General features: G+C 72.9%; 12 protein-coding genes. 4 read left to right on the plus strand and 8 right to left on the minus strand.

The annotated features are described in order from the left end of the window. Positions 1-2 precede the first annotated feature (2 nt). From Tsedi_RS02190 to Tsedi_RS02200, 3 genes are read right to left on the minus strand one after another with little or no spacing between them, the layout of a single operon-like run. On the minus strand, positions 3-1,469 hold the full coding sequence (locus Tsedi_RS02190) for an ATP-binding protein (protein ID WP_143893159.1): 1,467 nt from the start codon (positions 1,467-1,469) through the stop codon (positions 3-5). 54 nt (positions 1,470-1,523) lie between these two features. Then, a complete protein-coding gene (gene purU, locus Tsedi_RS02195) occupies positions 1,524-2,372 on the minus strand; it encodes a formyltetrahydrofolate deformylase (RefSeq protein ID WP_143893161.1) in 849 nt (282 codons plus the stop codon). A 41-nt stretch (positions 2,373-2,413) separates the two neighbouring features. Beyond that, positions 2,414-3,370, minus strand: coding sequence for a ketopantoate reductase family protein (locus Tsedi_RS02200; protein WP_143893163.1), 957 nt, complete (start codon positions 3,368-3,370; stop codon positions 2,414-2,416). A gap of 138 nt (positions 3,371-3,508) precedes the next feature. Here Tsedi_RS02200 and glmU point away from each other — a divergent pair, with 138 nt between their 5' ends. Further along, on the plus strand, positions 3,509-4,954 hold the full coding sequence (gene glmU, locus Tsedi_RS02205) for a bifunctional UDP-N-acetylglucosamine diphosphorylase/glucosamine-1-phosphate N-acetyltransferase GlmU (RefSeq protein ID WP_143893544.1): 1,446 nt from the start codon (positions 3,509-3,511) through the stop codon (positions 4,952-4,954). Between the two features lie 21 nt (positions 4,955-4,975). Here glmU and Tsedi_RS02210 read toward each other — a convergent pair whose 3' ends face one another. Then, positions 4,976-5,431 carry an SH3 domain-containing protein gene (locus Tsedi_RS02210; RefSeq protein ID WP_143893165.1) on the minus strand — a complete coding sequence of 152 codons (456 nt, stop codon included), beginning with the start codon at positions 5,429-5,431 and terminating at the stop codon, positions 4,976-4,978. A gap of 37 nt (positions 5,432-5,468) precedes the next feature. Next, complete coding sequence (locus Tsedi_RS02215; protein WP_143893167.1) at positions 5,469-5,975, minus strand: Lrp/AsnC family transcriptional regulator; 507 nt, start codon at positions 5,973-5,975, stop codon at positions 5,469-5,471. 143 nt (positions 5,976-6,118) lie between these two features. Between Tsedi_RS02215 and glmS the strand changes: the two genes are divergently transcribed. Together glmS and Tsedi_RS02225 are read left to right on the plus strand one after the other, a co-directional pair. After that, positions 6,119-8,035 carry a glutamine--fructose-6-phosphate transaminase (isomerizing) gene (gene glmS, locus Tsedi_RS02220; protein WP_143893169.1) on the plus strand — a complete coding sequence of 639 codons (1,917 nt, stop codon included), beginning with the start codon at positions 6,119-6,121 and terminating at the stop codon, positions 8,033-8,035. A gap of 199 nt (positions 8,036-8,234) precedes the next feature. Next, positions 8,235-9,191, plus strand: coding sequence for a metal ABC transporter solute-binding protein, Zn/Mn family (locus Tsedi_RS02225; protein WP_246099144.1), 957 nt, complete (start codon positions 8,235-8,237; stop codon positions 9,189-9,191). 15 nt (positions 9,192-9,206) lie between these two features. Here Tsedi_RS02225 and selD read toward each other — a convergent pair whose 3' ends face one another. Beyond that, positions 9,207-10,283, minus strand: coding sequence for a selenide, water dikinase SelD (gene selD, locus Tsedi_RS02230; RefSeq protein ID WP_143893171.1), 1,077 nt, complete (start codon positions 10,281-10,283; stop codon positions 9,207-9,209). Positions 10,284-10,311: 28 nt separating this feature from the next. On the opposite strand from selD, the gene mnmH reads away from it, so the two are divergent. Beyond that, positions 10,312-11,376: a tRNA 2-selenouridine(34) synthase MnmH gene (gene mnmH / locus Tsedi_RS02235; protein ID WP_143893173.1), complete on the plus strand. Its 1,065-nt coding sequence runs from the start codon at positions 10,312-10,314 to the stop codon at positions 11,374-11,376. A 13-nt stretch (positions 11,377-11,389) separates the two neighbouring features. On the opposite strand, the gene Tsedi_RS02240 is transcribed toward mnmH, so the two are convergent. Beyond that, on the minus strand, positions 11,390-13,543 hold the full coding sequence (locus Tsedi_RS02240; RefSeq protein ID WP_246099154.1) for a TonB-dependent receptor: 2,154 nt from the start codon (positions 13,541-13,543) through the stop codon (positions 11,390-11,392). A 226-nt stretch (positions 13,544-13,769) separates the two neighbouring features. Next, a complete protein-coding gene (ugpQ, locus tag Tsedi_RS02245) occupies positions 13,770-14,552 on the minus strand; it encodes a glycerophosphodiester phosphodiesterase (RefSeq protein WP_143893175.1) in 783 nt (260 codons plus the stop codon). Positions 14,553-14,695: the final 143 nt, after the last annotated feature.

Below are 14,695 nucleotides of genomic sequence, written 5' to 3' on the forward strand. Positions count from 1 at the left end.
AATCAGGCGAACAAGGGGCCGTCGGCGGCGAGCGCCTCTGCGGCGCCCAGCCAGAGGCACAGCAAGGGCGCGGGCACGCGCATGACGGGGGTGGGGCGGTCAGCGCCAGCGTCCGGCACCCCTTCGACGGGGCCGAAGTCGTCCAGTGCCTTGGTGACCACGTAGGCGCGCGTCACTGCACGGCTCTGGCACAGTTCGCGCAGGCCGCGCAGTTCGCGCGCGCCGGTGTGCTGGGTGCGGTACTTCACCTCGAAGGCCAGCAGCTCGTGGCCGGCTTCGACCAGCAGATCGACCTCCAGGTCACGCCGGCCGCGCCAGTAGCTGAACCGAACCCCTTGGCTGTGCTGGCGTCCGACCAAATGATTCAGCACCGCCGTCTCGGTGGCCACGCCCAGCGCCGTGGGGTCTTCCAGCATCGCTTTGCCGCGCAGCATGACGGCCGGGGCGATGGCGGGATCGGCCAGATAGACCTTGAAGCGCCCACGCAGCACGTCCTTGCCGTAGCCGAACGGCGGCAGGCGGTGGATCAGGTGCGTGGCTTGCAGCAATTCGATGAAGTGCTGCGCCGTCGGTCGTTTGACCTGAAGGTTGCTGCACAGGTCGGTCATGTCCAGCAGGCCACCGTCGTGCAGGCACAGGTACAGGAAGGTGTGCTCCAGGTCCAGCACGCGGCGCACGCCAAACAGCGCCGTCATGTCGCGCTTGAGCACCTTGTCGATGATGTCCTCGCGCAGCAGGCGCTGCGCCTGCGTGACGCTGTCGATCAGCGCCGTCTGCGGAAAGCCACCCCGCACCAAGTACTCATGAAAGTGCCCGACGTAAGGCGCAGCACGCTGGCCGATGCGCCGGAATTCGGCCGCATCCCACTCGAACAGGCTTTGCAGCGACGGCGGCGTCGGCAATTCCGGCAGCGCCAGCCGCTTGATCTGGAGGTACTCGTGGAACGACAGCGTGGTCAGGCGGATGGTGTGCCAGCGGCCGACGCCGGATTCCACGCCTTCGCCCGCTTGCAGCGGCATGGCCGAGCCGGTGAAGGCGATGCGGCGGTCGCGGCGGAAGTCCACCTGATGCTTGATCCACGTGCCCCAGTCCCGGATGAACTGGGCCTCGTCCAGCAGCAGGATTTCGGGGCCGTCCGCCCTGGGCTCCCGCTCGCGCCACGCCTGCAGGGTGGCCTCCACGCCGGCCAGCTTCAGGATCGGGTGATCGAAGGTGGCGTAGAGAATGTTGGCGGCGGGAACCCCGTCCTGCAGCAGGGCCTGCACGGCCTGCAGCAGCAGCGTCGTCTTGCCGACCTGGCGGGCGCCACTGAGCAGCACGGCGCGCGGCGCCGGCGGGCTGCGCAGCCAGCCGAGCAGTTCCCTGAACGCGGCCCGGCGCCACGCCGGCAGCTCCGCCGGCGGTTCGCCGTGCCACCAGGGGTTGAACTGCGCCAGCACGGCGCCAATTTCGGCTCCCGTGACCTTCATCGGCGCGATTTTGCTTGTAGATGGTTTTTAGTGCAACCACACTTGCACTAAAAGTTACCGGAACACCACCGTGCGCTGGCCGTTGAGCAGCACGCGGTGCTCGCTGTGCCACTTGACGGCGCGCGCCAGCACCTGGCTTTCGGTATCGCGGCCGATGGCGGTGAGGTCCTCCACCGTCATCGCGTGATCGACGCGCGCCACGTCCTGCTCGATGATCGGGCCTTCGTCGAGGTCGGCGGTGACGTAGTGCGCGGTGGCGCCGATCAGCTTGACGCCGCGCTCGTGCGCCTGGTGATAGGGACGCGCGCCCTTGAAGCTGGGCAGGAAGCTGTGGTGGATGTTGATCGCGCGGCCGGCCAGCCGCTCGCACATGCCGTCCGACAGGATCTGCATGTAGCGCGCCAGCACCACCAGCTCGGCGCCTTCCTGCTCGATGATCTCGAGCTGGCGCGCCTCGGCCTGCGGCTTGGTGGCGGCCGTCACCGGGATATGGTGGAACGGCACGTCGTAGCCGGCGGCCAGTTGGTAAAAGTCGCGGTGGTTGCTGATGATGGCGCGGATGTCCAGCCGCAGCAGGCCGCTCTTCCAGCGAAACAGCAGGTCGTTGAGGCAGTGACCCTGCTGGCTGACGAAGATGACGGTGCGCATCGGCTCGTGCCACGGGTGCAGGGTGCACGTCATGCCGTGCTGCTGGCCGAACGCCTGCGCGGCGGCACGCAGGCCGGCCGTCTCGCGCCCCGGACAGCTGAACTGCACGCGCATGAAGAAGCGGCCGCTGTCGCGGTCGTTGAACTGGGCGGCCTCCTCGATGTTGCCGCCCAGCTCCAGCAGGAACCCGGAGACGGCGTGCACGATGCCGGGGCGGTCCTGGCACGAGAGGGTAAGGACGAAGGTGTCTTGCATGGAGGGCGATTGTCGCAGGCTGCCGGACGGCGCCGCGCGCGTCATGCCGACTCGGCGCGTGCCTGCTGCAGCGCCCGCACCAGGGTGTGCAGCGCCTGGTTGACCGGCGCGGCCAGCCCGTGTGCGGCGGCACGCGCCACCACGTAGCCATTGAGGTGGTCGATCTCGGTCGGGCGGCCGCGCAGCAGGTCGCGCGCGGTGGACGACAGCTGCGTGGCCATGCTGGTGGCGATGCGCTCGACCTCGGCCTGCAGCGCGGCCTCATCCAGCGCGATGCCCTCGGCGGCGGCCACCGCGACGCACTCGCGCACCACCTGGCGCAGCAGCGCCGGCACGCCCGGCTGCGCCCACAGCCAGCCGTAGGGCCGCGCGGTGATCGCCGACAGCGCGTTGTAGGCGCAGTTGATGGCGAGCTTGGTCCACAGCGCCTGCGGCACCGCCGGCGACACCATGGTGGGCACGCCGGCGTGGGCAAAGGCGGCCTGCACCGCGGCCGCCTCGGGAAACGGCGCCAGCACCAGCTCGCCGCGGCCATGGTGGCGCACGTGGCCGGGCGCCTCGACGCCGGCGGCCACGTAGACCACCACCGGCACCACCGGACGGCCGAGGACGCGCTGCAGGCGCGCGGCGTTGTCGACCCCGTTCTGCAGGCTCAGCACCACGGCGTGCGGCGCCAGGTGCGGCCGCAGCGCGGCGCCGGCGGTCTCGGTGTCGCCGGACTTGACGCACACCAGCACCACGTCGGCGTCGCGCGCGGCCGCCGCGTCGTCGTCGGCCGCCACGGCGATGCGCTCGTCGAACGCCGCGGTCTGCAGGCGCAGGCCGCCGGCGCGCACCGCCTGCACGAAGGCTGGCCGGCCGATCAGCCACACCGGCACGCCGGCGCGCGCCAGCATGCCGCCGTAGTAGCCGCCGACGGCACCGGCGCCGAACACCGCGAAGCGCGGCCAGGCTCTGGCGTGTGCGGGCGCGGGGGAGGCGGAGTCGGATCGGGTCATGACGGTCGGGGCTGCGGGTGCGACGGGAAAGGATAATCGCGTCGGGCCCCCGGTGCACGCCGGGGTGGCGCGGGAGGCGGCGCCGGTGCGCCGGTGGCCGTGGCAGGACACGAGGAGCGGACGTTGGACACGACGACGATGGAGCCGGATGCGGCGCCGCTGGAGGTGGTGGTGCTGGCCGCCGGCAAGGGCACGCGGATGAAGAGCCGCACGCCGAAGGTGCTGCACCGGCTGGCGGGGCGGCCGCTGCTGGCGCACGTGCTGGCGCGCGCCGCCCGGCTGGGGGCGCGCGCCGTCTGGGTGGTGACCGGTCACGAGGCCGGAGCGGTGGAGGCCGCGCTGCCGGCGCTGGTGCCGGGCCTGGCGGTGCGGCCGGTGCGCCAGCAGCCGCAGCTCGGCACCGGGCACGCGGTGCAGCAGGCCATGCCGCACGTCGGCGACGACGCGGTGGTGCTGGTGCTCAGCGGCGACGTGCCGTTGACCGAGGACGCCACGCTGCGCGCGCTGCTGGCCGCGCGCGCCGATGCCGGCCCGGACGCGCTGGCGCTGCTGACCGTCACGCTGGCCGAACCGACCGGCTACGGCCGTGTGCTGCGCGCGGCGGACGGCACCATCCGCGCCATCGTCGAGGAGAAGGACGCCACCGACGCGCAGCGCGCGCTGAAGGAGGTTTACAGCGGCATCCTGGCCGCGCCGGCGCGCCGGCTGCGGGGGTGGCTGGCGCGGCTGTCCAACGCCAACGCCCAGGGTGAGTACTATCTGACCGACGTCGTGGCGTACGCGGTGGCCGACGGCGTGCCGGTGGTGGCGCACCGCCTCGACGACGCGCTGCAGGTGGCCGGCGTCAACAGCCCGGCGCAACTGGCGGCGCTGGAGCGCGCGTACCAGCGCCGGCTGGCCGAGGCGCTGCTGGCGCAGGGCGTGCGGCTCGCGGACCCCGGCCGGCTCGACGTGCGCGGCGAGCTGGTCTGCGGGCAGGACGTCGAGATCGATGTCGGCTGCGTGTTCGAGGGGCGTGTCGAGCTCGGCGACGGGGTGCGCGTCGGCGCCCATTGCGTCATCGCCGACGCGCGCATCGAGGCCGGGGCCGAGATCCTTCCGTTCACCCACATCGATGGTGCGGGTGGCGCGGTGGTCGTCGGCACGCAGGCGCGCGTCGGGCCGTTCGCGCGCCTGCGCCCGGGCGCGGTGCTCGGGCCCGAGGTGCATGTCGGCAACTTCGTCGAGGTCAAGAACAGCACGCTGGCCGCCGGCGCCAAGGCCAACCACCTGGCCTACCTGGGCGACGCCACGGTGGGCGCGCGCGTCAACTACGGCGCCGGCAGCATCACCGCCAACTACGACGGCGCGCGCAAGCACCGCACCGTGATCGGCGACGACGTGCACGTGGGCAGCAACTGCGTGCTGGTGGCGCCGGTGACGCTCGGGGCGGGCGGGACCATCGGCGCCGGCAGCGTCGTCACCAAGGACACGCCGCCCGGGGCGCTGACGGTGGCGCGCGCCAAGGCGGTCACCGTCGCCGGCTGGCGGCGGCCGTCGAAGGAGGCCGCGCCGCCGGGTGGCGAGCCGCCAGCGGGCGGTTGAGAGGAGGCAGGCCGCGCGGACTCACCAGCCCCACAGGTGCTCGGCCGCGGCCCATACCGGCTGGCCGCCGGGGCCGCGCAGCTGCACCCAGTCGCCGGCGCGGCGCAGCGTGGGCAGCACGTCGCCGTAGCGCGCCACCGCCACCACCGGATGGTCGGTGCCCGGGCCGGCGCGCAGGTTCAGCGTGCGCACGCGCACCACGTGGTGGCGCTGCGGCCCGGTCAGGCGGGCCGCGATCCAGCCTTCGTCGCCCTCGAAGTCGCGCACGCGCAGCCAGTCGCCGTCGCGCTGCAGCACCTGCAGCGGGTAGCCGGCGCGCAGCTGCCACAGCACCTCGCTGGCGGTGCCAGGGCCGGCGCGCAGGTTGGCCACCGCGCCGCGCACGCTGACCAGCTCCTGCGCCGCGGCGCCCAGCGTCAGTCCGGCGAGCAGCCACGGCAGCAGCCAGCGGGTGATGCGGGTGACGACGGGGCCCATCGCGCGTGCCTCCTGCAGGGTCGGTCGGGTGCCCGCATCATACGGCAGCCGGGCCGGCCGTGGGCAGCGGCAGGCGCGGGTGGAACTTGGCGCGCCGCACGCTGAAGTAGGCCTTGACCGCACGCACCTGCAGCGCCGCGGTGAACAGCCGCTGCGCCAGCGCGTGGTAGGCCGGCATGTCGGCCACGGTGAGGATCAGCACGAAGTCCGGCCCGGCGCTGACGCGGTAGCACTGCTGCACCGCGTCCTCGGCGCAGGCGTGGCGCTCGAACGCCTGCAGCGTGGCGGCGTCCTGCCGCTCCAGCGCCACCTCGACGAGGGCCGTCAGGCCGTGGCCGAGCGCGGCGGCCAGTGCCTCGGGGCGCAGGATCGCCACGCGCCGCTCGATCAGCCCGGCGGCCTCGAGCCGGCGCACGCGCCGCAGCGCGGTCGGGGCCGAGACGCCGGCACGCCGTCCGAGCGCCGCCCACGACAGGCTGGCGTCGTCCTGCAGCGCGGCCAGCAGCGCAAGGTCCACGGCGTCGATGGAAGAATCGTTTGTCATCAGGCCTATCATGCAATGAAATGCTGCAACAGGCCAGCACTGCACGAAACGTTCACGTAAAACAAAAAATCAAAAGTCCGTTACATCGACGCCGCGCTAGGCTCACGGCTGCATCGTCATCCGAAGCGAAAGGGCCTTCGATCATGTGCGGCATCGTCGGCGCGGTGGCCTCCACCGACATCGTCAGCGTGCTGCTGCAGGGGCTGCAGCGGCTGGAATACCGTGGCTACGACTCGTGCGGCCTGGCGCTGCACCTGGGCGCGCCGGTGGACGGCGCGCTGCCGCCCGGCGGCGGCCTGTGGCGTGCGCGCAGCACCGCGCGCGTGGCCGAGCTCGCCACCCAGGTGCAGGGCAAGCGCGGCGCCACCGGCATCGCGCACACGCGCTGGGCCACGCACGGCGCACCGACCCCCGCCAACGCCCACCCGCACGTCAGCCACGGACCCGGCGCGCCCGGCGCGGGGCGGCCGCCGCGCGTGGCGCTGGTGCACAACGGCATCATCGAAAACCACGACGAGCTGCGCGCCGAGCTGCTGGCGCGCGGCTACGCGTTCGAGAGTCAGACCGACACCGAGGTCATCGCGCACCTGATCGACAGCCTCTACGACGGTGATCTCGCGGAGGCGGTGGTGCGCGCCGCGCAGCGGCTGCACGGCGCCTACGCGATCGCGGTGCTGCATCACGACGAGCCGCAGCGGCTGGTCGGTGCGCGCGCCGGCTCGCCGCTGGTGCTGGGCATCGGCGCGACGACCGAGGGCGCGCCGGCACCGCTGTTCGTGGCCAGCGACGCGCTGGCGCTGGCCGGCGTGGCCGAGCGCTTCGTCTTCCTGGCCGAGGGCGACGTGGTCGACGTGCAGCTTGGGCGCTGGCGCATTCTCGACGCCAGAGGAGCGCTGCTGGACGCGCAGGCACGCCCGGTGCGCACGCTGGAGCTCGGCAGCCAGGACGTGACGCTGGGCCCCTACCGCCACTACATGCAGAAGGAGATCTTCGAGCAGCCGCGCGCGCTGGCCGACACGCTGGAGGGCGTGGAGGGCATCGTGCCGGAGCTGTTCGACGACCACGGGATCCGCTCGCGCGCGGCCTGGCGCGTCTTCGCCGACATCGACCGCGTGCTGATCCTGGCCTGCGGCACCAGCCACTACGCCGGCTGCGTGGCGCGCTACTGGCTGGAGGCGATCGCCGGCGTACCCACCGTGGTGGAGATCGCCAGCGAATACCGCTATCGCGCAAGCGTCCCTGACCCGCGCACGCTGGTGGTGGTGGTCAGCCAGAGCGGCGAGACCGCCGACACGCTGGCCGCGCTGCGCCACGCGCAGGCGCTGGGCATGCGCCAGACGCTGGCGATCTGCAATGTGGCCACCAGCGCCATGGTGCGCGAGTGCGAGCTGGCCTACGTCACGCGCGCCGGCGTGGAGATCGGCGTGGCCAGCACCAAGGCGTTCACGACGCAGCTGGCGGCGCTGTTCCTGCTGACGCTCGCGCTGGCGCAGGCCAAGGGGCGCCTGAGCCCCGAGGACGAGGCGCGCCACCTGCGCGCGCTGCGCCACCTGCCGGCGGCGCTGCAGGCGGTGCTGGCGCTGGAGCCGCAGGTCATCCGCTGGGCCGAGGACTTCGCCGCCAAGGAGCACGCGCTGTTCCTCGGCCGCGGGCCGCACTACCCGATCGCGCTGGAGGGCGCGCTCAAGCTCAAGGAAATCAGCTACATCCACGCCGAGGGCTACCCGGCGGGGGAACTCAAGCACGGGCCGCTGGCGCTGGTGACCGGCGCGATGCCGGTGGTGACGGTGGCGCCCAACGACGCGCTGCTGGAAAAGCTCAAGAGCAACATGCAGGAGGTGCGCGCGCGCGGCGGCGTGCTGTACGTGCTGGCGGATGCCGGCACGCGCATCGCCAGCGGCGAGGGCCTGCACGTCATCCGCATGCCGGAGCACTACGGCGACCTGAGTCCGATCCTGCACGTGGTGCCGCTGCAGCTGCTGGCCTACCACACCGCCTGCCTGCGCGGCACCGACGTGGACAAGCCGCGCAACCTGGCCAAGAGCGTCACCGTGGAGTGACGCGGCGGTTCGCATGCCGCATCGCCCGGCAGGCGCGGGTGCATCGTCGGTTCGGCGCCGGCACCGAGATGTGCGACCGGTGCGGCCGGCGAAGGGGGCTTGACGGCTTCGCTAAGCTGGAAGCGGGACCGGCGGCGGGCGCGTACCGCGCCCGCTCGCCACCCGGATGTCGCGAACCGTTGCACGAGGAGGACAGCACATGCCGCGATCCGCCATGGATGCCCACCGCCGCCGCGCCCTGCGCGCGCTGCTGGTTGCCGGCGCCAGTGCCTGGGTGTTGCCAGCCGCCCCGACCGAAGCGCCGCTGCCGGTGGTGGCCAGTTTCAGCCTGCTGGCCGACTGGGTGCGTCAGGTCGGCGGCGAGCGCGTCGCGGTGCACGCGCTGGTCGGCCCGGAGGCCGATGCCCATGTGTTTCAGCCGAGTCCGGCCGACGCGCGCCGCGTCGCTGCCGCGCGGCTGGTGTTCGCCCACGGCCTGGGCTACGAAGGCTGGATGGAGCGGCTGCTGCGCAACGCCGCCTATCGGGGGCAGGTGGTGCGCGTGGCCGACGGGCTGCCCGAGCCGCTCAAGGCCGATCATCGCCACGGCCATGGTCACGGCCACGGGGGGCACGACCATGGCGCCTTCGACCCGCACGCCTGGCAGGACGTGCGCAACGTGGTGCACTATGTGGCGCGCATCGAGCAGGCGCTGTGCGCGGCCGACCCAGCCGGCTGCGAGCTCTACCGCGAGCGCGCGGCGCGCTACGCGCGCGAGCTGCAGGCGCTGGACGCCGAGATCCGCGCCGCGTGGGAGCCGATCGCGCCGGCGCAGCGCAAGATCGTGACCTCGCACGAGGCGTTCCGCTACTACGGGCGCGCCTACGGCGTGACGTTCCTCGCGGCGCAGGGCGTCAGCACCGCCAGCGAGCCCTCCGCCGCCGGCGTGGCGCGGCTGATCCGCCAGATCCAGGCCGAGGGCGTGCGCGCGGTGTTCGTCGAGCGCCTGACCGACCCGCGCCTGGTGGAGCGCGTCGCGCGCGAGGCCGGCGTGCGCCCCTCACCGGTGCCGCTGTATTCCGATGCGCTGTCGAAGGCCGACGGCCCGGCGCCGGACTACGTCAGCCTGATGCGCCACAACACGCGCGCGCTGGTGCAGGCCGTCCGCGGGCAGTGAGGCGCGTGCGCCGCGTCAATGCACGCGCAGCGTGGGCGCCGCCGCGGCGGGCGCGGCCATGCGCCCGATCACCCAGCCGGGCTGGCCCTGCGCCTGCGTGAAGGCGGCCTGCACCGCCTCCAGCGCATCGGGCGCGCAGGCCACCAGCAGGCCGCCGCTGGTCTGCGGGTCGGTCAGCAGCGTCTGCCACGTCGCGCGCTCGGGGTCGGGCAGGGCCGCCAGATCGACCTCGTGCCCGTAGCTGGCCCAGTTGCGCGCGGACGCTCCTGTTGCGATGCCCTGCGCGACGAAGGCGCGGCTGATCTCCAGCACCGGCACCGCCGCGGCCTGCACGTGCGCGTCCAGCCGCGCCGCGCGCGCCATCTCCAGCAGATGCCCGGCCAGGCCGAACCCGGTGACGTCGGTCAGGGCGTGCACCTGCGGCAGCGCCGCCAGCGCTGAGCCGGCGCGATTCAGCAGCGTGGTCCAGCGCCGCATCTGCGCGTAGCCGTCGGCGTCCAGCAGGCCTTTCTTCAGCGCCGCCGACAGCACGCCGATGCCCAGCGGCTTGCCCAGCACCAGCACGTCGCCGGGCTGCGCGCCGGCGTTGGTCTTGACCTGCCGCGGGTGCGCGCTGCCGATGGCCACCAGCCCGTAGATCGGCTCGACGGTGTCGATCGAGTGCCCGCCGGCCAGCGCCACGCCGGCGGCGCGGCAGGCCGCCGCGCCGCCTTCCAGCACGCGCGCGATCACCTCGTGTGGCAGCTGGTTGACCGGCATGCCCACCAGCGCCAGCGCCAGCAGCGGCTGGCCGCCCATCGCGTACACGTCCGACAGCGCGTTGGTGGCGGCGATGGCGCCGAAGTCGAACGCGTCGTCCACCACCGGGGTGAAGAAGTCGGTCGTGGCCACCAGCGCCAGGTCGTCGCGCAGCTGCCAGACGGCGGCGTCGTCGCTGGTGGCGGTGCCCACCAGCAGCTGCGGCGGCGCCAGGTGCGGCGGCACCTGCGCCAGCAGCCGCTGCAGCACCGCCGGGGCGATCTTGCAGCCGCAGCCGCCGCCGTGGGCCCATTGCGTCAGTCGGTTCGGGTCGCGTGGGGGTTCGTGCGTCATCGGCTCGTTCCGGGCTAAAGTCGGGTGCATGGCCACCAAGCCCGATATTGTGACGCTGGAGGCGCTGGACGCCTTCGACGCGCTGATCGACGCGCGCAGCCCGAGCGAATACGCCGAGGATCACCTGCCCGGCGCCGTCAGCTGCCCGGTGCTGGACGACGACCAGCGCCGCCTCGTCGGCACGCTCTACAAGCAGCGCGGTCCGTTCGAGGCGCGGCGCATCGGCGGCGTCTGGGTGGCGCGCAACATCGCGCGCCACGTCGAGGCATGGATGCAGGACAAGCCGGCGCATTGGCGCCCGCTGGTCTACTGCTGGCGCGGCGGGCAGCGCAGCGGCGCGTTCGTGCTTTGGCTGCGCCAGATCGGCTGGGCCGCCGCGCAGCTGCAGGGCGGCTACAAGGCGTACCGCCGCTGGGTGGTGCAGCAGCTGGCCGAGCTGCCGCCGCGCCTGGCCTGGCGCGTGCTGGCCGGCCCCACCGGCAGCGGCAAGACGCGCCTGCTGCACGCGATGGCCGCCGCCGGCGCGCAGGTGCTGGATCTGGAGGGGCTGGCGCGCCACCGTGGCTCGATCCTGGGCGCCTGGCCGGATGGCCGGCCGCAGCCGAGCCAGAAGGCGTTCGACACGGCGCTGGTGGCGGCGCTGCGGCGGCTGGATCCGGCGCGCCCGGTATGGGTGGAGGCCGAAAGCCGCAAGATCGGCCTGGTGCAGCTGCCCGAGGCGCTGCATCGGGCCCTGCTGCAGGCCCCGCGCGTGCAACTGCAGGTGCCGTTCGAGGCGCGGCTGGCGCTGGTGCTGCAGGACTATGCGTGGCTGGGCCGCGACCCGCAGGCGCTGGCGCAGCGGCTGCAGGCGCTGCGCGGGCTGCAGCCGGGCGAGGTGCTGCGGCGCTGGCAGGATTGGGCGCGGGAGGGCCGGTTGCCGGAGCTGTTCGCCGAGCTGATGACGCGGCACTACGACCCCCTGTACCAGCGCCACCTGCGCCGCGACGATGCGCGCGTCACGACGCTGGCGCTGCCGGCGCTGGACGAGGCCACGCTGGCGCGGGCGGCCGGGCGGCTGCTGGCGCAGCCGCCCGGCACGGGCTCGCCTTGAGGTTCGTCGCGCTTCAGAAGGTGGTTTGATACGCCAGCCAAAGCGAGCGGCCAGGTCCGGGTACTGCGGTGCCCCACTGCGGCACGTTGGGCGGCGGGGGGTTGGTCATGGTGGTACCTTGGCCCACATACGCCCCGCCAGTGGGCAGGGCATAGAACCGGTCGAACACGTTGTCGATGCCGAACTCCAACTTGCCGCGGCCCAGCCGGTAAGCGGCGCGCACGTTGAGCAGCCCGTAGCCCGGTGTCGGCACTTCATTGCGCACGCTCGAAACATCCGTCTTGGCCTTGACCGCCACCCATTCCACGGTGCTTTCCCATGCGCCCGTTTGGTGCGTCAGGCTCAGGCGGGCATTGAGCGGCATGATGGCGTAGAGCCCGTCGCCGCTGCGGCGGTTGCGGCCCTTGAGGTGGCTGAGCTGGCCGCGCAGCTCCCAGCGGCTGGCGGGGGAGCTGGCCAGCAGTGCGCGACCCGAGAGATCCAATCCATACAGACGGGCTGGCACGTTGGCGTAGCGCAGCAGCACGAAACGCCGCTCACCGGACTGGCCTGGCAGCCGCTCGGCGTCGATGAAGTCGCGCACCTCGGTGACATGCGGCTCGACCTTGATCGCCCAGGCGTCGTCGGCGGCCTTCCACTGAGCGCTGGCCGAGGCGGTGTAAGCGCGCTCAGAGCGCAGGTTCGGGTTGCCGACGTAGCCGTTGCCGTCGCCGACGAAGTTGTTCATCAGCGCCGCCATCTGCCACGTGGACCATGGGTAGAGCTCATACAGGCCCGGGGCGCGCTCTCGACGCGCCAAGCCGAACTCGAGCTCAAACGTGGAGCGCGGCTGGTGGCGCGCCGACAGCACCACATCGTGCGTGTTGAAGCGCCGCCGTCGATCCATTGCGTTGAACGCCTGCGCGTCTTGCGTTTGCCGGCCCATGGCATCGGGCGCGGTGCTGTAGCCTTGCACCGGCCCGGCATCGGTGCGCACGCGCTCGACGCGCAGACCGGCTTGCGCGCTCCACAGCGGTGCAGGGCTCCACTGCACCTCGGCGTAGAGCGCGTGGCGGTCGCGCTGGCCATCGCGGATGTTCCAGAAGGTGCCGGGCCACATGCCGCCGCCCGACGGCGGCCAATAGTCGTCCAACCGGAAGCGGTGCAGCTCGGCGCCGGCGCGCACGACCGTCTGCTCGCCCATGGCCCATTCGGCCTGCACCTTGGCGCCGGTGGTGGTGCTGTCGGTCAGCATCGGCATGCCCGCGGCGCACTGCGGCCCCAGCGGGCTGCACGGGCGACCGTCCACGCTGGAGCTGCCGCCCGAAGCCATGCCATACCAGTAGCGCTTGTCCGGGCCGAAGTCCATGGTGTGCTGCACCTTCTCGTGCCAGAGGCGGGCTTGCCACTGACCCCACGCGGTGCGCTGCTGGTACCGCAGGTTCAGCTTGGTGCTGTCGTTGTCCAGCAGATCCATGCGCTGGTTGGGGTAGAGCTGATACGGCATGTCCTGCACATACAGCTTGGCTTCCCACAGGTGCGCGCCGTCCTGCCAGGCTGCGCCGAGGATGTGGTTGCGCGTGCGGTAGGCGCTGGAGCCCACTTCATCGCGCGGCAGGGTGTGGCCTGCGCGCCCGGTGAAATCGTAGGTTTTGAATGCCCCGCCGGCGCGGTAGTTGTCCGCTTCTGCTGCGGCCAAGCGGTAGCTGAAGTGCCAGTGCTCGCTGGCGTGCTGCGCGCCCAGGCGCAGACCCCAGGCGTGGCCGTTGCTGCGGGCGTAGAGCCCGACTTCGCCGCGGGTATCAGTCTGCCCCGCACCGGCAAACGTGGGCGCGGGCGTCTGCGCCGCCACCACGCCTCCGATAGCGTCGCCGCCGGCCGACACCGGGGCCAGGCCGGCCCACACTTGCAAGCGCTCCACCTGGCCGGGGTCGAGGTAGGACAGCGGTGTGTTCATGTGGTTGGGGCAAGCGGCATACAAATCCATGCCATCGATTTGCAACCGCAGCCGCTCATCGCCCAGGCCACGCAGGACGGGCAAGCGTGACAGGCCGCCGGCTTCCAGCGTGTAGGCGCCGGGCACTTCCGCGAGCGCTTCACTGACGTCGGCGCTGACCGGGCGCGCGCGGCGGGGTTGCACTGCCTGTCCACGGGGCAGGTCGGTCTCGCGCGGCGCATGAACCTGCACGTCGGGCAAAGCCGCATCGGGCTGCGCCTGCGCCCCAGCGGCGGGGCTCCAGGCCAGCGCGGCGCTGGCGACTGCGGACATCAACACCGCCCCGTGCGGCGCTGGCCAGCCGATGGCGTGGGGCTTTGTCGGCACCTTGGTCTCCTCCTTCGCAACACCGAGGGTTGAACGTTTGGCGTGCGAGTGTGCGGCGACCGTGCCGTCGGGTCAAACCCGTTGATTTCGATCAAGTGTTGGCGGGCCGGTTCGGCCCCAGGGTCTCCACCTCGTCGGTGATGATCGCATCCAGCCCCCAGCCGAGCAGCGTCTCGGCGTGTGCGGCGTCGTTGACGGTGTAGGCCAGCGTGCGCCAGCCCGCCGCGCGCTGCTGGGCCAGCAGCTCGGCGCTCCAGAGACGGTGGTTCAACACCACCGCCACGCAGCCCAGACTGCGCGCCACGGCCCAGCAGCCGGGCCACAGGCGATCGAGCAGCAGCCCGCGCGGCAGGTGTGGCGCGGCCTGCCGCGCCGCCTGCAGGGCGGCGGGTTGAAACGACGTCAGCAGCGGCCACGCCGGCCCGCCGGGCTCGCCGGCGCCGTGCGCGCGCCACAGCGCCGCGGCAGCGCGCGCCACTTCGGCCCCGGTGACGGCCTCGGCGCCAGGGCTGGGCTTGATCTCCAGGTTCAGCCACGCCCCGCGCGGCAGCGCCCACTCGGCCAGCCGGTCCAGCCGCAGCAGCGGCTCGCCGGCGTAGGCCGGACTGTGCCAGCCGCCGGCGTCCAGCCGCGCCAGCTCGTCCCAGGTGCGCGCACCGGCTGCGCCGCGGCCGTCGGTGGTGCGCTGCAGCGTCGCGTCGTGCAGCAGGAACGGCACGCCGTCGGCGGAGAGCTTGACGTCGCACTCGAACGCCCGCCAGCCCAGCCGCCAGCCGAGCTCGAAGGCGGCCAAGGTGTTTTCCGGCGCCAGCTTGCCGGCGCCGCGGTGCGCGATCCAGCGCGGGAAGGGCCAGGGGAGGGTTGCGGGGTTCATCGGCGGTGTGGCCGGTGCGTGCCGGGATCGGGAGGGGGCTGCGCGATGGCGCCTTCGCGGCGGCGCGTTACGATCGCGCCGAGCCCGCTTGCGTCGCGGTGCGCCGTCCGTTTTTCGGCGGGTGCGCCGGGTTTGGCGGGAGG

Origin of the sequence: Tepidimonas sediminis (genome assembly GCF_007556605.1) — a bacterium.
GTDB lineage: Bacteria > Pseudomonadota > Gammaproteobacteria > Burkholderiales > Burkholderiaceae_C > Tepidimonas > Tepidimonas sediminis.